This window comes from Psychrobacter sp. FDAARGOS_221 (genome assembly GCF_002313155.2).
GTDB lineage: Bacteria > Pseudomonadota > Gammaproteobacteria > Pseudomonadales > Moraxellaceae > Psychrobacter.
On the sequence record NZ_NWFK02000001.1, the window covers coordinates 2,189,655 to 2,211,428 of the forward strand.

The window sequence follows — 21,774 nt, forward strand, 5'->3', positions numbered from 1 at the left end:
CATTTAGATTAACGTGCTTTTTTAAGTCCAGCTTCTTTTAGTAGTGCACCAAGTGAGCCGATTTTGTTGTCATCCGCTTTAGGCTTGGCAGTATTAGACTTACCTGCTGGCTTGCCACTATTCGGACGAGCGCCTTTTTTAGCGTCTGCTTTAGGTTTTGAACGTGTGTTCTTGCGCGAGCCTTGAGGCTTATCAGCAGCTTTATCGGCTGGAGCGGCAGCACGCTTGCTGCTTGCCTCTTGCTCAGACTTCATACTAAAGCCAATACGGCCACGTTTTTCATCAATTGAAATCACACGCACGTTGACAATATCACCAGGCTTAACCAGATTCATTGGATCTTCAACAAAATCATTGGCCATCTCAGAGATATGTACCAAGCCATCTTGATGAACACCAACGTCAACGAAGCAACCAAAGCCAGTCACGTTAGTCACCACGCCTTCTAACTGCATACCTTCTTCTAGATCACTAACGCTATTAACGTCATCTCTAAATTGCGCAGTTTTGAATTCAGGGCGTGGGTCATGTGCAGGCTTAGCAAGCTCTTGTTTGATAGCAGCAATACTGATGTTGTCATCATTGGCAGCTTCAATGCCATCGACTGCTAAGGTATTGATAACGCTATCATTACCTAGTACTTCTGAGATGTCTTTACCTGACTTCTGTAGAATTTGCTTCACTAAGTCATAGCTTTCTGGATGCACACCGGTTGCATCTAATGGCTCTTCGCCATCACGGATACGTAAGAAACCAGCGGCCTGCTCGAACGTTTTCACGCCCAGTCTAGGCACATCTTTTAGCTGCTCACGATTGGTAAATGCGCCATGCTCTTTGCGGTAATTTACAATTTGCTGTGCCACGTTGCGGTTTAGACCAGCAATGTGTGCCAAAATAGCAGGGCTTGCGGTATTGACGTCAACGCCAACTGCGTTTACACAGTCTTGAGTGACTTTGTCTAGGCTATCAGACAGCTGAGTTTGGTTAACGTCATGCTGATATTGACCAACACCAATCGCTTTAGGTTCAACTTTAACCAGCTCAGATAATGGATCTTGTAGACGGCGAGCAATAGATACGGCACCACGGATGGATACATCTAAGTCTGCTAGCTCATCACTGGCCAGTTCACTGGCAGAGTAGACTGAGGCGCCTGATTCATTGACCACAACCGCTTTGGCAGTAATGTCTTTGTCGGCGTCGATCAATTCTTTGATCATCGCATCGGTTTCGCGGCTGGCAGTGCCATTACCGATAGCCACTAACTCTACCTGATGTGTCTTTAATAGCTCAGCGATGGTTGCTTTGGCTTCATCCATTTTGTTATCCGGTGCAAAAGGATAAACCGTGGCAGTCGCCGGGTTGCCTTCAGCATCATGAATCACATGACCTTGGGAATCGATAACGGCCATTTTGACACCATGGCGAATGCCGGGATCAACGCCTAATATTACTTTACGGCCGGCAGGTGCAGCCATTAATAAGTGCTGCAAGTTGCTGGCAAATACATCAATCGCATCGGCTTCTGCTGCCAAGCGTTTTTCTGTTAATAAGCGGTGCTCTAAATGTGGGCGCCACTTGTCTTTCCACAAGCTGTTAGCAGCTTCCACTAAGAACTCACGGCGAGCATCTGGCTGCTTGGCGTCCAGCTCTAATTTGCTAATAATTTTTTCAATAAATGGCGCGTCTTCGCCATCAACTTTAAGTACCAATACGTTTTCTTGACGGCCGCGTAACATAGCCAATAGGCGATGGTTAGGTAGGCGTGCTAAGTTTTCGCTATGGTCAAAGTAATCTGTAAACTTCTCACCCACTTCACGCTTTTCTTCATTGGCTAAGCTTGAGTTGATGGTCGCAGTTTTGGCAAAACCATTACGCAGCTCATCTAATAGCTCAAGTTGCTGTGTCCAGTCATCAATAATGATGGCTTCAACACCAGCAAGCTGCTTGTCTGTATCAGAAAAATCGACGTCAATTTCAGCGCCAGTATCATCTGTGATTTGTTCAGGCAGGCTGAAGCTTTGTAGTGCATCAAGTGGCGCAACGTCTTGAGTTAGGATTTGCTCAGCGACTTTATCTAGACCAGCGGCACGTGCTTTGGCAGCCAATGAACGGCGGCGAGGGCGGTAAGGCAGGTAGATGTCTTCTAGCTCAAGCTTTGATTTGGCTTGTTCAATACGTGCTTGCAACGCTTCAGTTAGATTGCCTTGATTAGACAATAGCTCCAAAATCTTGGCACGGCGTGACGCCATATCACGCTCATAGCTTAAGCCTTTTTCTAACGCGCGCAGTTGACTGTCGTCTAAGCCTTGAGTTTTTTCTTTACGATAACGGGCGATAAATGGCACCGTCGCACCTTCGTCGTAAAGCTTAACAAACGCATTGACTTGCGCAGGCTTAATACCCAGCTCTTTTGCAAGCTTGTTATGAATGTTGGCAGTGACTTCAGCCGGTAAGCTATTTGCATTTTGGCTGGTAGGATTATTTGTGGTGTTAGTATCGGTTTGGGTCATATCCGTATCGAGTTTAAGTAAGTGTGAGGTGCATTATAGCAAAAGCTGACACAATAAAAACGCTTTTGCATATTTATGTTTGTTTATGTGACATTCTGGTGTCTTATTAACAAACGCATACAGCATTACTATCTAACAGGTGTGTAATTTGCTTCACAATCTTATACACTATTAGATAATAGTAACCATTGCATTCATTTCTATATAATTGTATGTGATTATAGCGCTCGACAGCGTGTCAGTCACCGTCACACAACGCTTGATGATATGAAGTCCAAGCCCTGTTATATAACGATTTAGTTAGATAAAGATTAAGGCGTGCAGTTATATATAATATAAGCAGTGACAGAATGAGTGATAGTAGAGTTAGAACTATAATAAAGATGGCTATAATCGTAGCTGTTATATAAGTGGCTATTTTAAAAAACAATGACTACTTGTCTTATCTATAAACAATGACTATTTAAATATATACACTGAGCAAAGTTGGACAAAACAAAAACAAGTTAGATTAAATATAAGTTAAACTAAACAAAAGCAATATAGCCAAAAACATAATAATTAAGTAATAAAAGGAAACTAATGATGACAGACAATAAAACCAATAATACCGATACTTTAACCCATCGTATCTTAGTCGTCGATGATGATGCACGCCTACGCTCATTGTTACAACGCTTTCTGGAAGATGATGGCTTTGTGGTGCGCACCGCGCATGATGGCAGCCAGATGGACAAGTTGATGCAGCGTGAGCTGTTCTCTTTAGTGGTATTAGACTTAATGTTGCCAGGCGAAGATGGTATTAGCATCTGTAAGCGCTTGCGTGAAGAAAACAGTGATATCCCAATTATCATGCTAACGGCGAAAGGCTCAGACAGTGATAGGATTGCCGGTCTTGAAGCGGGTGCTGATGACTATCTGCCAAAACCGTTCAACCCAAAAGAGCTGTTAGCCCGTATTAAAGCGGTATTACGCCGTCACAGTCGTGAATTACCAGGCGCGCCATCACAACAGGTTGAAGTGGTGCAGTTTGGCCCATGGACACTTGACTTATCAACACGCACCTTGAAGCGTGATGGTAACCTTGTCACCTTAACCACAGGTGAGTTCTCAGTACTGAAAGCATTGGTACAACATCCGCGTGAGCCACTGACTCGAGACAAGTTAATGAACTTGGCGCGTGGTCGTGAATGGGGTGCGATGGAGCGCTCAATTGATGTGCAAGTGTCACGTCTGCGCCGCCTGATTGAAGACAATCCTTCACAAGCCCGCTATATTCAAACCGTATGGGGTGTGGGCTATGTGTTCGTACCCGATGAGGAAGACGCATAAGCAAGCCCAGTTGATACAGTCCAGTCAATCAATACAGTTTGACGTTACTTAAGACAGTGGCGCCAACTTAGCCCATCTAGCGGAGCAAATAATGACGCCTGATAAGCGACAAGCAAAAATAGCTGACGACAAGACACAACACTCACAGGATCAAGGCGGTTCGGCCCACAATTTAACTGAGGTGCTAGAAGCCATTGAGCCAGATAATGACTCAGGAAAATCCAGTATCGGCGATATTATGGAAGCGCTTGAGTCTCGAGGTTTTGGACCGCTACTGTTTGCGCCTGCGCTGATTGCGGTGATGCCAACCGGAGGCATACCCGGTGTGCCCACAGTTTGTGGTGTCATTATTGCTTTATTAAGTGTGCAAATGATCATGGGCAAAAATCAGCCGTGGTTGCCCAATTTTATTAATAAGATTGAATTTGACAAAGAAAAGCTGGATAAAGGCGTCAGTATTGCCACTAAAGTCACCAAAAAGATTGATAAGGTTTCTAAACCGCGCTTGCAGAAGCTGTCATCGCAAGGTGCAAAAAAGGGCGTAGCAGCCGTATGTATCTTAGCGGCGCTGTCGATGATACCGTTAGAGGCTGTGCCTTTTGCGGTGATGGTGCCGGCGACTTCGATTATTTTGTTTGCGATTGGTTTGATTACGAAAGATGGCTATATTACGCTAGCAGCGCTGCTGTTAAATATAGCCACCCTGTACTTTTTAGTAACCACGCTGATGGGTGGGTAGGTGTAGCACTAGGGGCAATCCTAGCCAGTAGAGTAGCGCTATTAAGTCAATCAAGACAGCCACTAACGCAGCTGGCTGTCTTTACTACCGCGTCTATTAAACAATTCTTGTGACTTGGTTTGAGCTTCGAGTTCAGTTTGACAACGCACACAGTGTTGTACACCTGGTAGTGCTTGTCGACGTGCTTCTGGGATAGGCTCCCCGCATTCATCACAATACTCCAAGCTTTCACCTTTGGGCAGCGCTTGCCTTGCTCTTTCTAGTGCGTCGTTAACCGTGGCATCCATTTGCTCATGTTCAGCACCATCACGAGCCCATCCTCCAGCCATCATAACCTCCTGTTTTTAGTCTCCTATTGTCTATCGTTTAATTTTTACGTTAACCGAACTTTTGGGTTAACCGTTTTTTACGCTACGTATTCTTTCCCCAATTATTTGGGTTGTAGAGCGACAACTTGACCACGTACACCAATGCTAGCATCACTCATCAAGCACACATAGGCTGGCATGATGTCTTCTGGTGTTTTTAACGACATAGGATCTTCGCCAGGGTAGGCATGTGCACGCATATTGGTACGTGTGGCGCCTGGGTTAATGCAGTTAAAGCGCAGACTAGTAGTATTTTGAGTCTCTTGAGTAAAGATATCGCTCATACCCTCGACCGCTTGTTTTGACAATGCATATGCGCCCCAGAAGGCTCTTGGCTTAGTGCCGACTGAGCTGCTGGTAAACACAAATGAACCATTATCGACGGCTTTAACCAGCGGCATCAATACTTGAGTTAGCATAAACGTAGCGGTGGTATTGACTCGCATTACCTGCTCAAAGGTAATGGCGTCATACATCTCAAGTGGCGTTAGTGCCCCTAGGACACTGGCATTGTGCAGTACGCCATGCAGTTGTCCGATTTCTGTTTCAATTAAGTTAGCAAGCTGCTGCATATCACTGTAACTGGCAGTTTCTAAGTCCATTGGCATGATGGCAGGCTGCTTACCACCGGCAGCTTCAATTTCATCATAAACAGCTTCTAGCTTGCTTTGGGTCTTGCCCAATAATAGAACCGTTGCGCCATATTTGGCATAGGTCAAAGCGGCGACACGGCCAATACCGGCACCGGCGCCAGTTACTAAGATGGTTTTGCCTTCTAGGCATCCTGGCGTTGGTGAGAAATTACGAATGTCGTCATGGGTTAACACAGATTGAGTCATAAGCTTGGCTACTGTATACAAAGTTGTGTGAATGTTTAAAACGATAGAGATTGGTCAGTGGTTTTCTATTTCATTTAAATCATTTGACCTAATTTAAGCCATTGGATTTAATCTAAGCTATTGAGTTACAGATAATCAAAACGCTTTGATTTTAATAACTTAACCAATTTTTTAGGGGTTTCAACCACATAGTCGGCACCCCAGGTATCTAGGTCTTGCTGATCTTCTGGTGGGATATAACCATAACCCGCCAAGATAGTGGTCATACCAGCAGCAGCACCGGCTTGGATATCACGAATGTGGTCACCGACATAGATCACACTATTGGCAATACCGCGTGGCAGCTCTAGCTTCTCTAACGCCAGATATAAGGGCTCAGGATCGGGCTTAGTGATGCTCACATCGTCTGGGCATACTAGTACGCTACAACGTTCTTCTAGGTTGAGCTCGTCGAGTAGTTTTACTGATAAATCACGTGGTTTGTTGGTGACAATACCCCAAGGTATTTGTTTTTTCTCATAATAGGTTAATAGCGGTTCTAATTCTTTGAATACACAGCTATCAACACAGATATCCGCTTCATATTCAGCTAAGAACTGCGCTCGATACTGCTGAACCAGCTCATCAGTTAAAGGTTGGTCATTATATTTGAGCATTAAACTGACCATAGCGGCGGCACCGGCAGACACTTGTTCGCGGATGGCCTCTTCGGGCGGTGTTTTCCAGTTATTTTGCTCTGACATGCGGCCGATAATACGAATAAAATCAGCGGCAGTATCGATTAATGTACCATCTAAATCAAATAAGACGGCTTTGACATATTGTGTAGACATAGTTTTATACTTTTATCACTTAAGTTGTATGATTTGAGACTGTATGATGAATAAATCAGCGATTAACCTATCACTACGATTATTCTGTCGGTTTAACGACCGCCATCATATAGTTAACGTCGACATTTTGTGCCAGCCAATAGCGCTTGGTGATTGGGTTGTAGTGTAGGCCAATCAGGTCGTAGCGATTAAACCCAGCATTAATAGCCATTTTATCTAGCTCAGCTGGGGTGATGAATTTGGCATAATCATGAGTGCCCTTGTCTAACAGACGCAGCACATATTCGGCGCCGATAATGGCGAATAAGTAAGATTTAGGGTTGCGGTTGATAGTGGACAACACGCATACGCCGCCTGGCTTAAGTAAGTCATAGCAGGCTTGAACAATTTGGCTAGGATCAGGAACGTGCTCCAACATTTCCATGCAGGTTACCACATCGAAGCTTTCTGGCTGCTGAGCAGCAAGTTGTTCGATAGCAATATGCTTGTAGCGCAAGGTATCGGTCAGTCCACTTTGCTCTGCATGCAGGCTTGCTGCTTGTAGATTCTCGACACCTAGGTCTACGCCAGTGGCATCAGCACCACGACGCGCCATCGATTCGGTTAAGATACCACCGCCACAGCCAACGTCCAACACGGTCTTTCCGGTTAGGCCGCTGCCGGTATAGCGATGTACGTTTTCTTCGATCCAGTTTAGACGTAGTGGATTGATTTCATGCAAGGTGGCAAAAGGACCTTGCTTGTCCCACCACTGAGAAGCCAGTTGGGTAAACTTACCGACCTCATTCATATCGACATTCACATTGTCGCCAGTGTGTACGTCTGCGCTATGATTGTGAGCGCTATTTAGGCTTGGGTCTGTATCATTAGTACTAGATGGGGCGTTGGTATGGGTTTGGGTCATGAGCTGTCCTAATTTATCTGTCATCTATTATTCGTTGTTTTTTTTGATTAGAATTTGCTAAAAATGCTCGTTATGGTTTTACATTGATTATTTTGTTACCCATATCTTATCATGCCATTGGCGATTATGTGCTGTGTTTGGCTGATTTGTTTGGCATAATGCCCGCTTTATCGGTAGACTGTATAGTCTGCGAGCCTAATAGATAATGCTAGAAATCCTTAGATTTGATAGTTTTAGTCTCGGCTAAAGGCTGATAATAACGGCATTTAATGGCTGTCTTTAGTGGCTATGTTGCTGTTTGCCTGCTAACAATGTGGTTGTGAGAGATATTGTGCAACCCCAATAACGCTTATTTAACCGTTTGTTAAGGTTTTAGCAAGGCTGACTGTTCACATATCAATAGTAAATGCGTTATCATAGCCGTATTTCAATAAGTGCTAATATGTTATAAATGGTGGTTAAGCTGCCTTAAGTAGACAAATAAGCGCAGCCATTTTGCTTGTACCATTTATATATTATTGTGCAATTGCTTTGAGTTTTGTTTATACGATTATAATTTCGTAGATTTGTACTCAATTAGCACCGTCAAAACATTCAAGTGATACCAATCATATCCTAAATATTCTTAAGGAATTACGATGACGTTTTATTCTCAACGAGGTTTTGCTTTAGCCTCATTAGTAGCAGCCGTTGGTTTGGCCTCTTTGCCTGCAGCAGCGGCAGATTTTGTGGCTGGTAAAGACTATAGAGTATTGGATAACCCAGAAACCATTAGCGGTGATAAAATTATCGTACGTGAGTTCTTCTGGTACGGCTGCCCTCATTGCTATGCCTTAAATCCATACATGCAAAAGTGGTCACAAACCAAGGCAGATGACGTTATTTTCTTAGAGTCACCTGCAGCGCTTAACCCAACTTGGGAAGTGAATGCACGTGGTTTTTATGCTGCTCAGTTAATGGGCTACCAAGGTCAGACTCACAACAAATTGTTTGATGCCATTCATAAAGACAACAAACGTCTGTTCGATCAAAAGTCTTTGTCTAAATGGTATGCCTCTCAAGGTCTAGATCAGAAGAAATTTGATGAGCTATACAACTCATTTGCTGTTAGCACTAAAGTAGCGCGTTCAAAATCTGGTGCTAAGCGCTATCAATTAACTGGTGTACCTTCAGTAGTTGTACACGGTCGTTACGTAGTACAAGCTTCGCCAGAAAAAGTGCCTGAAGTGGTTGATTACTTAGTGAATCAAGTACGTGCTGATTTAAAAGCAGGCAAGTAATAGGTAAATCACTAATAGGTAAGTCAAAAAGCAGACAATTTGTTAGTTAGAGTGTTAATTTCTACACTCTAATATATCTACATCTAATGATAAGCAAGTCTGCGACTTAAAGACTTAAAGACTTAAACTTAAAGTCTGTGGCTTAATCAAAAAAAGACCGATGATATTCGGTCTTTTTTTATGGATGCGATTTATAAAGACTCTGTTTTTGTATTGATGCTGCTATTTGTCTTTTTGTAAATTAGGCTCTAAAACATATTGTAAATAAGAACTATTATCGTTATCATACGTATTCATTAGTTATTCAATTAGAGTAGATTAAAATACATGAGTGTAGAGCAAGGCAACCTAATGTATAGCGCTAATATGTGAAACAGCTAACATAAGGCGACGTTAATAAGGAGAGTCACATGATCGTATGTATTTGCAATAACGTAAAAGATCGTCAAATCAAGGCAGCCATCGCCTCAGGTGTTGACTCCATGGGAGCGTTACAACAAACACTAGATGTGGCTACTTGCTGTGGCTGCTGCGAGCCTATGGTCAATGATTACCTAGAAGAGCACCAAGCCAATGCTGTCTCAGTCGATGAGTTGGCATACGCCGTTTAAATCTGATTCGATTCACGCTTAACGTGTCATTTAGTTGGCTGCTTTTAATTAGCGGTTTTCAAAAACAGCAGTAGCTTTTCACAGTATAAGCCTTTCTGCTCTGTGATAGATTAGATGGCATATAGACAGCTATTTTAGACGGTTGTTATACGTTATTCGTTGTTATAAAAGTGTTGTCATTAAAGTTATGGCAAACCTTGTCTTGTCAAAGCCAAGCACTGCAATTCAGCTTTAAAGAAATACAGTTTTAAAAAGGACAGTTCTGCTGCTACAGGCGCTGTCCTTTTTTGTTGCTGTAAATGCGGCTGTTTCTCATTCGTAATTGTCCCTTCATTCTCAGTTCAAAAAACAGCAATATAAAGCCGCTAAGTTTGTTACTATAAATTCAATACATACGGAGTATGAATCCAATAATCTAAAAATTAGTGGCATATTTTATTTTTAAACCGATAAACCCCGATAAATCAAGGTGTCTTTCATGCAAGGTAGTCAAAAAGTAATCGATTGTTTAAACTTCTTATTAGGCGGCGAGCTTGGCGCACGCGACCAGTATTTTATTCATTCAGAAATGTACGGTGAGTGGAACTACGGTAAATTATATGACCGTATTCATCATGAAATGCATGACGAAACCATGCACGCGCAACAAATTATTCGCCGTCTATTAATGATTGGCGGCAAGCCAGATATGACGGTTGATCCTATCAAGGTTGGTAGTACCGTCCCAGAAATGCTACAGCTTGATTTGGAGCTTGAATATCAAGTTCAGCAACATCTAAAAGATGCCATTGCTCTGTGTGAAGAAGAGCGTGACTATGTGACCCGTGATATCTTGGTTGCACAGTTAGAAGATACTGAGATTGACCATGCGCATTGGCTTGAGCAGCAGCTGCGTCTGATTGATATGGTTGGTCTACCAAATTACCTACAAAGCCAAATTGGTGACATTACTGACGACCATAACGCTTAATAAAGCGTAAACCGCCTAATCAAGTGTTTATAACGTTACAAGTGTTTAGAACGTTATAAAGTCAGTAAGATATTAATAAAACCAATAGGGCTGTTGACGCGGTCGCTATTTAAGTAGGAGAAAATTATGCAGGGTGATAAAGAAGTCATTCGTGCGCTAAATAAAGTGCTGGGCCAAACCTTAGTTGCTATTAACCAGTATTTTTTGCATGCCCGTATTGCCAAAAACTGGGATATTCAAGAGCTAAACGAAGTATTCTATAAACAGTCCATTCAAGAAATGAAATGGGCCGATGAGTTAATCGAGCGTATCTTACTGTTAGAAGGTCTGCCAAATCTACAAGATTATGGCAAGCTACTGATCGGTGAAGATGTCGAAGAAATGATTGAGTGTGACGACCGTTTAGAAAAGCAAAAATATGACGTTATTGCTGATGCCATCAGCTTATGTGAGCAAAAGCGTGATTATGTGTCACGTAAGATTTTGACTGGTCTGAAAGACGGTAATGAAGAATATTTAGACTGGTTAGATACTCAGCGTGACTTAATTCGTGACGTAGGGATTGAAAACTATATTCAGCAAAAAATAGATGGCTAGTTAATAGACCATGACAGCGTAGAAGACAGCCCGAGCACATGCTTGTGGCTGTTTTTTTATGGCTATTTGTTGTGGTTTGTTTATGGTCGCTGGATAGCATTGTATTCTATGCTCGGTTAAGGCTATACTTATTTGAGCTTATATAAGTGTCAATAAATACTTGAGTTGTAAACATAAAACTTGATGATGTCGGTTATTTAAGTTTTTTCATAGCTTATGCTCAGCCCAAGTCGTCAGCCGAATAAAACACACTAAGGAGTAGGTATGCCAGCATTACGTTCAGATGTCGATCCAGAAGGTTTGTTAGAATATTCAGTGGTTTATACAGACCGTGCGTTAAACCATATGTCAAAAGTCTATCAGCAAGTGATGAATGACTTATCAGCCAATCTAAAGCAAGTCTATGCTGCTGATGCAGTGGCGATTGTCCCTGGCTCAGGCACCTATGCAATGGAAGCCATTGCCCGTCAACTGGCCACAGACAAAGAATGTCTGGTTATTCGTAATGGTTGGTTTAGCTACCGCTGGACTCAGATTTTAGAAAAAGGCAAGATTGCAAAAAGCGTTGGTGCTCTAAAAGCGCATCAAGTAGACGGCGAAGCAGAAGAGGGTCAGCCTAAGCCATTTGCGCCTATCGCTATTGAAGAAGCAGTAGCGGCAATTAAAGAGCAAAAGCCAGCTTTAGTATTCGCGCCACACGTTGAGACAGCGTCAGGTATGATCCTATCTGATGATTACATCAAGCAGCTGTCTGATGCGGTACATAGCGTTGGCGGCTTATTGGTGATTGACTGTATTGCTTCAGGTTGTATCTGGTTAGATATGAAGCAGCTGGGTATTGATGTGTTGGTTTCTGCACCGCAAAAAGGGTGGAGCAGCACCCCTTGCGCCGGTCTGGTCATGTTAAGCGATGCGGCTGTGGCACAAGTGGAAGCCACAGAGTCTGATAGCTTTAGCTTAGATCTAAAACAGTGGTTGACTATCATGCGTGCCTACGAGAATGGCGGTCATGCTTATCACGCGACCATGCCAACCGATGGCTTACGTATGTTCCGTGATGTGCTGCTTGAAGCCAAAGAAATTGGTTTTGGAGAATTAAAAGAGGCACAGTGGGAGCTGGGCAATCGCATCCGTGACTTGTTAGAAGATTGTGGCATCCAAAGTGTGGCTGCCGAGGGTTATCAAGCACCAGGCGTGGTCGTGTGCTACACCGATGATGATGCGATGCATAAAGGCAGTGCCTTTGCTGAGCAGGGCATGCAGATTGCCGCTGGCGTGCCATTGCAAGTGGGCGAGCCTGATAGCTTTAAAACATTCCGTTTGGGTCTGTTCGGCTTAGATAAGCTAACCGACATTGACGGTGCGGTAGATCGCTTTAAAGCGGTATTGGATAAAGTACAGCCTGCCAAATAAGCGGATATTTATCTAACGCGGTTAATTGTTTTATTTTAAAAAATTAGCCAGCGTACAAAAAAAGCCAACCGGCATCGGTTGGCTTTTTTGTTTGAGTTAACGATTAAGTTTAAGTTTAAGTTATTGCTATTGGCTTAATGCTTAACCTTTGGCTCTTCAATTGCCATAGACTGGGCTGCATGACGCAGTTCAAACTTTTGGATCTTACCGGTGCTGGTCTTCGGTAATTCAGCAAAGATAATATGCTTGGGTACCTTAAACTTCGCCAAATGCTGACGGCAATGATCAATGACTTGCTGACGGGTTAGGGTTGCGCCTGCTGCAATTTCAATAAAGGCAACCGGCACTTCACCCCATTTCTCATTAGATGCTGCAACCACACCACAGCTGTCGACTTCAGGCATACGATACTGAGCTATGCTGAAAAAACCGTAGACAAAAACTTGGTAAACTAAGGAAGACAAATAGGAGTTTACCATGACAAAGAAAGCTAAAAGATACAGTGAAGAATTTAAAGCAGAAGCAGTTAAAGCAATAGAGAATAATGGTGGCAATGTTAGTGCTACAGCTAGGCGGTTAGGGCTGCCAATGCAGACACTGGCTAACTGGCAACGAAAAGCCAATCAAGGCATGCTCAAGGGTACTAAGCAATACGATCCAGAGCTTGTTTCAGCCCTTGAAGAAATGAAGCGTTTAAAGCGTGAACTAAAAATAGCACAAGAAGAACGAGAGATACTAAAAAAGGCCACGGCGTACTTTGCGAAACACGGTCAGTAAGGTACGCCTTTATTGACCATCACAAATATGAATTTAGCATTACCAGCATGTGTAAAACCCTTGATATTAAACCATCAAGCTACTATGACTGGACCAAGCGTAATATCAGTGCTCAGCAAATACATCGTAACCGCTGTGAGCTGCTTGTAAAAGCTGCGCATAGTGAGACTAAAGAGCGATATGGTTATCAGCGTCTGCATGCACATTTAAGTGAGCATGGACATGAGATTAGCAAGTACATGGTGCGTAGTATCAAGGAAGAACATGACATCAAATGTAGACGTCATAAACGCTTTAAAGTGACAACGGACTCAGACCATAACAAGCGAGTCTATCCTAATTTTCTTAAACAACAGTTTGGCGTTAACCGTCCTAATTGTGCTTGGGTCAGTGATATAACCTATATTTGGACAGATGAGGGCTGGCTTTATTTAGCAGGCGTCAAAGACTTATATACCAAAGAATTGGTTGGCTACGCTATCGATAAACGCATGAAAGCAGATTTAGTCTGTAGAGCCTTAAATAAAGCAATCAAGGATAAACGACCTAGCCAAGGGCTTATTGTACATTCAGATAGAGGCAGCCAGTATTGCAGCGAAGATTATCGCAAAATGATCAGTAAATACGGTTTTAAAGGATCTATGAGTGCGAAAGGTAACTGTTATGACAATGCGCCAATAGAGAGCTTCTGGGGCGTTTTAAAGAATGAGCTGATATATCATCATAATTACAAAACTCGATTTGAAGCAATCAACAGTATCATAAAATATATCGAGTTAGATTACAATCAAGTCAGGATTCAGCAGAGTTTAGGTATGAGATCGCCAAGACAAGTTTGGATGGATTTCTATCGTCAAGCTGCCTGATCAAAATCTCCCAAGTTTAGGTGTACGGATTTGACGGCAGGGGTCACGTTAGAAATGGCATTCAACGCCGCACCACGATGATGATAGACCACACCTTTAGGTCGGCCGGTAGTACCGGAAGTATAGTTAAGCGAAATGGCATCCCACTCATCAGCCGGATAAATGGTACGATCAAAGTCTTGCTGCTGTTGTGCATCGTCAAATTGACCAAACTCAATCAATTCTTCATAGCTCATTTTGCCAAAGCGAGGCACATTGGACAAAGCCGTGTCTGTTGAGTGAATAATGGTTAGATGAGGGAAGGCTTCTTCAATTAGCTCAACATGGTGAGCAAACTCACTGTCTAAAATTAATACTTTGGCTTCTGAGTGCTGTAAGCAAAAGGTGATGGCGTTAATATCGAGACGCGTGTTTAGGGTACACAATACACCTTGTGACATGGGGATACCAAAGGCCGACTCGACCATCGCTGGGGTATTGGGTGCCATAATGGCAACGGTGTCATCTTTTTCAATGCCAAGCTTGCGTAAGCCATGCGCCAGCTGACGGCAGCGGGCATAGGTTTGTGACCAAGTATGGGTGATAGGGGTGTGCTGTAGGTCGTCATAGATGATCGACGTTTTGTTGGGATAAACAAAAGCGGCACGGGCGATAAATTGGATGGGGGTTAATGGCTGGTGGTTGGCGTCGGTTTTGCTCAAGCCGCTACTATAGTCGGTCATATGATAGTCCCTTATCAACAATAAAATACAATATAAATGTCAGTGCAAAAAGTGGCACAAAAAGTAAAAACAAGGTTAGCGATATCTAAATACAGCCAACAATGCAGGCAAAATGTCTAAGCGGTCATTGCTTAATCTTTGCATGCATTGACCAAATAGGCTTATGATAACGACATGAACGCAAAGCAGGTCAAACACACTCAACGTGAGTTAGTGCCAGTTAACCGTTTTTGTCAGTCATCAGCAGTCTATTAATGATGTATTAAGTGGTGCACAAACAGCCTGCAGTGAGTGAGTATATGTTAACTGAAAAGCTAAGGTCAACTACTGAACATAAAAAAATGCTGTTATGACAAAGGCATAAGTCGATAAAGTGAGCTATTTGATAGCCGTGGACGGTGTAGCTGATGCCAAATCAGTTTAACTCATGACCAACAAGTTAAGCCTAAAATTTAAATACTAATGACCAATAACCGCTGACGATAATGGGGCTAGTCGGCTCAGTACGTTGAGCATTGTATGTTAAGCCTTGAGAATTGAGTGTTATCGCTCCTGCTGAGCAACAATAAGATTTTAATTACCTCATTTTTATGGTCTTTTAGACATAAATCTTTCACCTATTTTATAAGGATATCTTTTATGGCAGTCGCCGCTACCTTTAATCATAATTCAAAAGAATGTCAGGACATCGACGCCAGTAAAGCGTCAAACTCTCAGCCACTAGAATCCCAACAAAATCAGCCAAAAGGTCAGTCGCAAGATACGGATAACAACCAGATTGCTGCGACCAATATCACTTATCCGCATATTTTTGAGCCACTTGATCTGGGCCATACGACCTTAAAAAATAGAATCGTAATGGGCTCGATGCACACTGGGCTTGAAGATCGTTTTTATAACTATGGCAAGCTTGCTGCTTACTTTGCTGAACGTGCAAAGGGCGGGGCGGCAATGATGATTACGGGCGGTATCTCGCCGAACCGTGAAGGTTGGTTATTGCCGGCTGGCGGAACGATGAACACCAAAGCTGATGTTATTAACCATCAACGTGTGACCCGTGCTGTGCATCGTTATGACAGTAAGATCATCATGCAAATCTTGCACAGTGGTCGCTATGGTTATCATCCATTTGTGGTGTCGGCCAGCCCTATTAAGTCACCGATTTCACCGTTTAAACCACGTCAAATGAGCATCAGAAACATCAAGCGCACCATTGAAGATTATGCACGTGCCGCGTCGTTGGCGAAGCAAGCCGGCTATGATGGTGTGGAAGTGATGGGCTCAGAAGGCTATTTGTTGAACCAGTTTATGTCACGTCATGTGAATCAGCGTAAAGATGAATATGGCGGTGATATTCACGGGCGTATGAAGTTTGCCATCGAAGTGGTGCAAGCCATTCGCCAAGCGGTAGGCAGTGACTTTATTATTTTGTTCCGTTTGTCACTGATTGACTTGGTGCAAGATGGTAACGTGATGGATGAGGTGATTACCGTTGCCAAAGCGTTAGAAGAAGCTGGCGTGACCATTATTAATACCGGTATTGGCTGGCATGAAGCGCGCGTACCCACTATTGTGACCAGCGTGCCACGTGCTGCTTTTGCTGATTATACCGCTGAAGTCAAAAAGCATGTGTCTATCCCGGTGATGGCCGCTAACCGTATCAATATGCCAGAAACCGCTGAGCAAGTACTGTCATCAGGTAAAGCCGACTTGATTCAAATGGCACGTCCTTTCTTAGCCGATCCAGAGTGGGTGAACAAAGCACGCAATGGCCAGACTGATTTAATTAACACATGTATTGCGTGTAACCAAGCGTGTCTAGACCATACGTTTGAAAACAAACGCTCAACCTGTTTGGTGAACCCACAGGCTTGTTATGAGACTGAGCTGGTATATACACCAACCAAGAAGCCAAAAAATATCGCGGTTGTCGGCGGCGGTGTTGCCGGTATGTCAGCAGCCACTGTGGCGGCCAAACGCGGTCACAAAGTGACTTTATTTGAAGCCAAAGATATCTTAGGCGGTCAGTTTAATTATGCCAAAGTGATTCCAGGTAAAGAAGAGTTCTTCGAGACCACACGTTACTTCTTAAATGAGCTAAATCACAATAATGTTCAAATTGAGTTAAATACCAAAGTTACTCAGCAGATGTTAGATGACGGCGAGTATGACCATGTGGTTATCGCTACAGGCGTGGTGCCACGTAGCCTAGTTGGTAAGCTAGAAGGTGCTGACAATCCAAAAGTGATCAGCTATGCCGACTTGCTATCAGGTGAAAAAGCAGTGGGCGAAACCGTTGCTGTGATTGGTGCTGGTGGTATTGGCTTCGATGTCAGTGAGTATCTGACTGCGCGTCATGGTCAGCCGCTGCATGAGCTTGGCCCTGAGACCTTAAAAGACCCTGCTTATCGCCCAGAGCCGCAGCCTATCAAGGAGTGGATGCAAGAATGGGGCGTCAATCATGAGTCTGAATATCAAACCGATGGTGGTCTGCTGAAGCCAGAGAAGATTATCCCAGTACGCCAGGTTTATTTACTACAGCGCCGCAATGGTCGATTGGGCAAAGGCTTAAACAAAACCACAGGTTGGGTGCATCGTGCCCATATTAAGTCGCATGGCGTGATGCAGATGCCAGGCGTGACCTATGACAAAGTGACCAATGAAGGACTATGGATTACGACACCGCAAGGTCACAGTCAGCTATTACGTGTGGATACCATTGTGGTATGTGCGGGTCAAGAGTCAGTTAATGAACTGATGCCAGTCGAAACAGATAACAAGCGTAATAAGTCAAAAACCCAATATCATATTATTGGCGGTGCAAAATTGGCCGCTGAGCTTGATGCCAAGCGTGCGATCCGTGATGGCGCTGAGCTGGCAGCTAAGCTGTAACCATAACTGAAAACTTAAAGTCTAAAACTAGATTGTTAGTTACTAAAGAGCGCTTAGGGATCCTAAGCGCTCTTTTTTCTATATCAATGTTATCTGGTTTTAATTTTAAACAGTCAATTTTTTGGCAATTATTGCTTTCAATTAATAGCTAGTATTCAAAATTGCGCTTATTAGATGAAATAATTATTTACATTTAATAAACAAATCAGTAGGATATAGCCTATAAGGACTTTATTATCGTTAACCGACAAAAGGAATTGTCATGAATAGAAAACCACCTCTTTCAACACTGCACACAGCGATTGCCACAAGCTTACTGACCACTTTATTTGCTAGCGTCAGCGCACAGGCAGCGGGTCTAGAGTACACCAAACAGTCTATCCTACCGTTTTTTGAAGAAGGCAATTATGCCGAGCTATCCTACGCCTATGTCGATCCAGACATCGAAGGTACAGATGTGGCTGGAGGTATTGAGAACCCAGAACAAAATCAAAAAATTGACGATATGATGGATAATTTCAATATTTTTGGTGCCGCGGTGAAAGTAGCACCGACCGAGAATACCGCTTTGGCGTTGATTTATGATGAGCCGTTTGGCGTGGATACCATCTACTCACCAGGCAGTGAGTTTAATAATGGTATGGGGGCTACAGAAGCTCGAGTAGACACAAAAAGTTTAACGCTGCTAGGCGGTGGTAAATTAAATAAGAATTTCTGGTTGTATGGTGGCTTAGAGTACCAGGAGGCTAAAGGTTTTGTACAGATAGCTCAGAACTTTAAAACTGACTTTGGCCCTATACCTATCTATTATGAATTAGATACTAAAGGCAAAAGTCACTCACTGATGCCCGTTGTCGGTTTTGCTTACGAAAAACCAGAAATTATGCTTAGAGCAGCCCTGACTTGGCGCGGTGAAGGCGAACATACGATAAGTGGCAATGAAAGTCTAATGGTTGGACTTGATCCAAGTAATCCCGAGGACTTTAATGAGTCTCCATTTGTAAAAGGCGCATTAGGTTTAGATCCAGACTATAGATTAGGCGCAACGGAACTTAAATTTAAAACCCCACAATCAGTCAACTTTGACTTTCAAACTGGGCTGAGTGAAAAATATCAGCTGTTGGGGATGTTAAATGCGCGTTGGGTAGAGTGGACAGCGTTCAATGTTGCACCCAAAGGTATTAGTGATGTGGTTGGAGAACCATTGGCTGAATATGGCGATGATGCTTATTCGGTTGAAGTAGCTCTAGGCAAACAGTTTACGCCTAAGTTTTCAGGTGAAATACGGGCTGGCTATGATTCAGGTACCGGCGAGCCATTAAGCCTACTTGGGCCTTATGACTCTATTAAAACCATTGCCTTGGGCGGTAGCTATGATGTGACCGACAACTTTAATGTGTCTGCCGGTGCCCAATATATGTGGTTTGAAGGGGGCACCGCTTATTCAAAACTACCTGTTGAGAAAACGTTGTCTGAGCGGACCTTAGCCAAATTTAAAGATGGCGATGGCTATGCAGTTGGTATGAAGCTAGGCTATCGTTTCTAGAGCGAGGTTAATCCTAGCCATACTGAATAACCGATAAAGGTTAAAATCAACACTAGGCCACTGGCTTGCTTCATAACGCCTTGACGCTTAAAAGCGACCACAGCGAGTACGAATAGCAAGACGGTGGCGATACCAACCATCAGCATGTCACGGCTCAATACTTGTGACTCGATATATTGCATCGGGTGAATAATAGCCGCTAAACCAACCACACCTAGCGTGTTAAATAAGTTTGAGCCAATGACATTACCTAACGCCATATCGTGTTCACCGCGTCTAGCAGCAGCAACACTGGCAACCAACTCTGGCAAAGAAGTACCAATTGCGACAATGGTTAGTCCGATCAACAGCTCACTCATTCCTAAGAAGGTGGCTAGCTTAACAGCGCCCCAGACGATGGCCTGTGAGCTACCAATGAGTAGTGCCAGACCAACGACTATCGCAATGACTGCCTTAAGAGTATTAACCGGCTTATTAGGATCTACTTCTGGATCTATGTCGGCTTGATGACGTAAGCTTAAATAAATCTGTATCAATAGCACTGATATCAAGGCCACTATCAATATCACACCATCAGCAAAGCTTAAGCTGCCATCGACCAGTTGGAACGCAGCCAGCGCTGTCACGCCAAGCAATAACATCAAGTCATAGCGAATCACATCACTGCGAATCAGCACCGGACTGATTAAAGCGGTCACACCCAGTACTAGGGTGATATTAATGATGTTAGAGCCGTACGCATTACCAAGCGCTAGGCCAGGACTGCCTGATAAAGCCGCTAGGGCAGAAACCACCATTTCTGGTGCTGAGGTTCCGACACCCAAAATAATCACGCCAATTAAAAAGCTTGGCATGTTAAAGCGAATGGCTAAGTCAGTAGCGCCATCAATAAAGGTATCGGCGCTCCATACTAAAACAGCGAGGCCGATAATGACGGCCAGTAATGCTAGCCCCATAAATATTCTCCAAAATTTTTCGTTTTCTAATTGTTATCTGTTAATAGTTCATATATGTGTTAACAGTTTGCATAAAAGCTAAAAGCGCTAAGTAATTGAATCACTTAGCGCTTGGTATATGTCCAAATGGGTATCAAACTAAGATATCAAAAGCGGTGTTGCTGCTTTGATTTTTGATGTAATCGGTAATCAATATAACGATAAATTGATAACAGCAAAGACTTGCTAATAAAAATACAGTTAATCGCAATCAATCAACTTTAAGATACTTGCACAGGGATAACATTGGCCGTATCTTTTACCGTATTGTCTTTATTGCAATACACCAACTTTGGCTTGTGGCTATCTGCTTCGGCTTCGTCCATCTGAGCATAAGCACAGATAATCACGATATCGCCCAAATCAGCTTGATAAGCAGCGGCACCATTTAACGAGATGATACCAGAGCCAGCTTCGGCACGGATAGCATAGGTACGAAAACGTTTACCGTTAGAGACATTATAGATATCAATAGATTCGTTTTCACGAATACCTGCCAAATCTAGTAAGTCACCGTCGATACCACAAGAGCCTTCGTAATGTAAGTCAGCATGAGTGACACGGGCACGGTGTAATTTACCTTTAAGTAAGGTCAATAACATGGATCATTCCTTTAAATAGTGATTACAGTTAAAGTTATCTAAGCCAGTTGCTTCGGATAACGGTCACTATAACGATGGTGCACAAAACTTTGAGCACAAATTATACGCATAATTGTCACTATAATCTGCAATTTTTTGCAAAGTTGTTGAAATCACTTAGGCAGAGCGTTGAAAGTCTCAGTTAATGGGTGGAGACTTTCATGCTGTGAGGTCAGTCATGAAAGGTCTGAATTAAGCTAGGATCTTTCACTGATTTGAATTGAATAATATAAAAGATTGGTTTTAGCTGCACTCTAAGCTAGGCATTAGGCATTAGGCATTAGGCATTAGGTAGTTTAAAACCATTGATATGAGTACGCGCCCGTTCAATATCACCCGTGACCATCAATTTTAAAGAATCCATGGCCGCCTCTAGGGCTGCTTCAATCGCAATTTGATCATCAGGGGAGGGCTTAGAGAGGACGTGACCACTGACTTTAGATTTATGGCCAGGATGTCCAATACCGATACGCAAACGATGAAAATCATTACCGATATGAGGTGTGATATCGCGTAAGCCGTTGTGACCACCGTGACCGCCGCCAGTTTTTAGTTTAATACTACCGGCTGGGATATCTAACTCATCATGAGCAATCAAAATCTCTTCTGGCTTAATATCATAATATTTCGCCATGGGTACGACTGACTGACCCGATTTGTTCATAAAGGTCATCGGCAACAATAGGCGCACGTCAGTATCATAAATACGACCACGACCGGTTAAGCCATTAAATTTTTTGTCTGCTGCAAGTTCAATATTAAATTGATCAGCAATCAGGGCCAGAAACCAAAAACCAGCATTATGTCGGGTTTCGACATATTGCTGGCCTGGGTTGCCAAGCCCAACAATAAGTTTAAGTTGGGACATAGCGTTCTCACTATATAATAAGTTGTGACTGCCAGTATAAGATCTAGTATATAGATTTAGACAACCGC

At 43.2% G+C, this 21,774-nt stretch carries 20 protein-coding genes; 10 read left to right on the forward strand and 10 right to left on the reverse strand.

Translation table 11 applies throughout. The features are described from left to right. Positions 1 to 8: 8 nt before the first annotated feature. A complete protein-coding gene (locus A6J60_RS09200) occupies positions 9 to 2,513 on the reverse strand; it encodes a Tex family protein (RefSeq protein WP_096065731.1) in 2,505 nt (834 codons plus the stop codon). A 582-nt stretch (positions 2,514 to 3,095) separates the two neighbouring features. On the opposite strand from A6J60_RS09200, the gene ompR reads away from it, so the two are divergent. Both ompR and A6J60_RS09210 read left to right on the forward strand, forming a co-directional pair. After that, positions 3,096 to 3,845, forward strand: coding sequence for a two-component system response regulator OmpR (gene ompR, locus A6J60_RS09205; RefSeq protein WP_319830062.1), 750 nt, complete (start codon positions 3,096 to 3,098; stop codon positions 3,843 to 3,845). A 91-nt stretch (positions 3,846 to 3,936) separates the two neighbouring features. After that, a complete protein-coding gene (locus tag A6J60_RS09210; protein ID WP_096065733.1) occupies positions 3,937 to 4,584 on the forward strand; it encodes an exopolysaccharide biosynthesis protein in 648 nt (215 codons plus the stop codon). Positions 4,585 to 4,646: 62 nt separating this feature from the next. Here the strand turns inward: A6J60_RS09210 and A6J60_RS09215 are convergent, their stop codons facing one another. The 4 genes from A6J60_RS09215 to ubiG all read right to left on the reverse strand — a co-directional run bounded on the left by A6J60_RS09215 (position 4,647) and on the right by ubiG (position 7,528). Continuing rightward, positions 4,647 to 4,913 (reverse strand): DksA/TraR family C4-type zinc finger protein, encoded by a 267-nt coding sequence (locus A6J60_RS09215; protein ID WP_096065734.1) that lies wholly within the window; start codon positions 4,911 to 4,913, stop codon positions 4,647 to 4,649. A 101-nt stretch (positions 4,914 to 5,014) separates the two neighbouring features. Next, entirely contained in the window at positions 5,015 to 5,791 is a 777-nt protein-coding gene (locus tag A6J60_RS09220; RefSeq protein WP_096065735.1) for a YciK family oxidoreductase, read from the reverse strand. Positions 5,792 to 5,916: 125 nt separating this feature from the next. Next, positions 5,917 to 6,624 carry an HAD family hydrolase gene (locus A6J60_RS09225; protein WP_096065736.1) on the reverse strand — a complete coding sequence of 236 codons (708 nt, stop codon included), beginning with the start codon at positions 6,622 to 6,624 and terminating at the stop codon, positions 5,917 to 5,919. Positions 6,625 to 6,703: 79 nt separating this feature from the next. Further along, positions 6,704 to 7,528, reverse strand: a complete 825-nt coding sequence (ubiG, locus tag A6J60_RS09230) for a bifunctional 2-polyprenyl-6-hydroxyphenol methylase/3-demethylubiquinol 3-O-methyltransferase UbiG (RefSeq protein ID WP_096065737.1) — start codon at positions 7,526 to 7,528, stop codon at positions 6,704 to 6,706. Positions 7,529 to 8,166: 638 nt separating this feature from the next. Between ubiG and A6J60_RS09235 the strand changes: the two genes are divergently transcribed. From A6J60_RS09235 to A6J60_RS09255, 5 genes are all read left to right on the forward strand, one after another. After that, a complete protein-coding gene (locus A6J60_RS09235) occupies positions 8,167 to 8,808 on the forward strand; it encodes a thiol:disulfide interchange protein DsbA/DsbL (RefSeq protein WP_096065738.1) in 642 nt (213 codons plus the stop codon). A gap of 410 nt (positions 8,809 to 9,218) precedes the next feature. Continuing rightward, positions 9,219 to 9,419 carry a bacterioferritin-associated ferredoxin gene (locus A6J60_RS09240; protein ID WP_096065739.1) on the forward strand — a complete coding sequence of 67 codons (201 nt, stop codon included), beginning with the start codon at positions 9,219 to 9,221 and terminating at the stop codon, positions 9,417 to 9,419. Between the two features lie 478 nt (positions 9,420 to 9,897). Then, positions 9,898 to 10,389, forward strand: a complete 492-nt coding sequence (bfr, locus tag A6J60_RS09245; RefSeq protein WP_096065740.1) for a bacterioferritin — start codon at positions 9,898 to 9,900, stop codon at positions 10,387 to 10,389. A 126-nt stretch (positions 10,390 to 10,515) separates the two neighbouring features. Further along, positions 10,516 to 10,986: a bacterioferritin gene (gene bfr / locus A6J60_RS09250; protein ID WP_096065741.1), complete on the forward strand. Its 471-nt coding sequence runs from the start codon at positions 10,516 to 10,518 to the stop codon at positions 10,984 to 10,986. Between the two features lie 264 nt (positions 10,987 to 11,250). After that, positions 11,251 to 12,399 (forward strand): aminotransferase class V-fold PLP-dependent enzyme, encoded by a 1,149-nt coding sequence (locus A6J60_RS09255; RefSeq protein WP_096065742.1) that lies wholly within the window; start codon positions 11,251 to 11,253, stop codon positions 12,397 to 12,399. A gap of 134 nt (positions 12,400 to 12,533) precedes the next feature. On the opposite strand, the gene A6J60_RS09260 is transcribed toward A6J60_RS09255, so the two are convergent. Further along, entirely contained in the window at positions 12,534 to 12,803 is a 270-nt protein-coding gene (locus A6J60_RS09260; RefSeq protein WP_264755576.1) for an AMP-binding enzyme, read from the reverse strand. A gap of 73 nt (positions 12,804 to 12,876) precedes the next feature. Here A6J60_RS09260 and A6J60_RS09265 point away from each other — a divergent pair. Then, positions 12,877 to 14,042 (forward strand): IS3 family transposase gene (locus A6J60_RS09265; protein WP_096064200.1). Its coding sequence is split into 2 segments (ribosomal slippage): positions 12,877 to 13,135 and positions 13,135 to 14,042, totalling 1,167 coding nucleotides; the frame shifts between segments, so codons are not numbered across the junction. Here A6J60_RS09265 and A6J60_RS09270 read toward each other — a convergent pair. Beyond that, positions 14,030 to 14,764, reverse strand: a complete 735-nt coding sequence (locus A6J60_RS09270) for an AMP-binding protein (protein WP_227526105.1) — start codon at positions 14,762 to 14,764, stop codon at positions 14,030 to 14,032. The two genes, A6J60_RS09265 and A6J60_RS09270, sit on opposite strands and share 13 nt — an antisense overlap. 639 nt (positions 14,765 to 15,403) lie before the next feature. Between A6J60_RS09270 and A6J60_RS09275 the strand changes: the two genes are divergently transcribed. Together A6J60_RS09275 and A6J60_RS09280 are read left to right on the forward strand one after the other, a co-directional pair. Further along, positions 15,404 to 17,656 carry an NADPH-dependent 2,4-dienoyl-CoA reductase gene (locus A6J60_RS09275; protein ID WP_319830063.1) on the forward strand — a complete coding sequence of 751 codons (2,253 nt, stop codon included), beginning with the start codon at positions 15,404 to 15,406 and terminating at the stop codon, positions 17,654 to 17,656. 262 nt (positions 17,657 to 17,918) lie between these two features. Beyond that, positions 17,919 to 19,202 (forward strand): outer membrane protein transport protein, encoded by a 1,284-nt coding sequence (locus A6J60_RS09280; protein ID WP_096065743.1) that lies wholly within the window; start codon positions 17,919 to 17,921, stop codon positions 19,200 to 19,202. On the opposite strand, the gene A6J60_RS09285 is transcribed toward A6J60_RS09280, so the two are convergent. The 3 genes from A6J60_RS09285 to pth all read right to left on the reverse strand — a co-directional run bounded on the left by A6J60_RS09285 (position 19,199) and on the right by pth (position 21,706). Continuing rightward, positions 19,199 to 20,158 (reverse strand): calcium/sodium antiporter, encoded by a 960-nt coding sequence (locus A6J60_RS09285; RefSeq protein ID WP_096065744.1) that lies wholly within the window; start codon positions 20,156 to 20,158, stop codon positions 19,199 to 19,201. The genes A6J60_RS09280 and A6J60_RS09285 overlap by 4 nt on opposite strands. Positions 20,159 to 20,418: 260 nt before the next feature. Then, the gene (gene panD, locus A6J60_RS09290) at positions 20,419 to 20,799 is read right to left on the reverse strand and encodes an aspartate 1-decarboxylase (protein ID WP_096065745.1); all 381 of its coding nucleotides are present in this window, start codon (positions 20,797 to 20,799) and stop codon (positions 20,419 to 20,421) included. A 319-nt stretch (positions 20,800 to 21,118) separates the two neighbouring features. Then, entirely contained in the window at positions 21,119 to 21,706 is a 588-nt protein-coding gene (gene pth, locus A6J60_RS09295; RefSeq protein ID WP_096065746.1) for an aminoacyl-tRNA hydrolase, read from the reverse strand. Between the last annotated feature and the right edge of the window lie 68 nt (positions 21,707 to 21,774).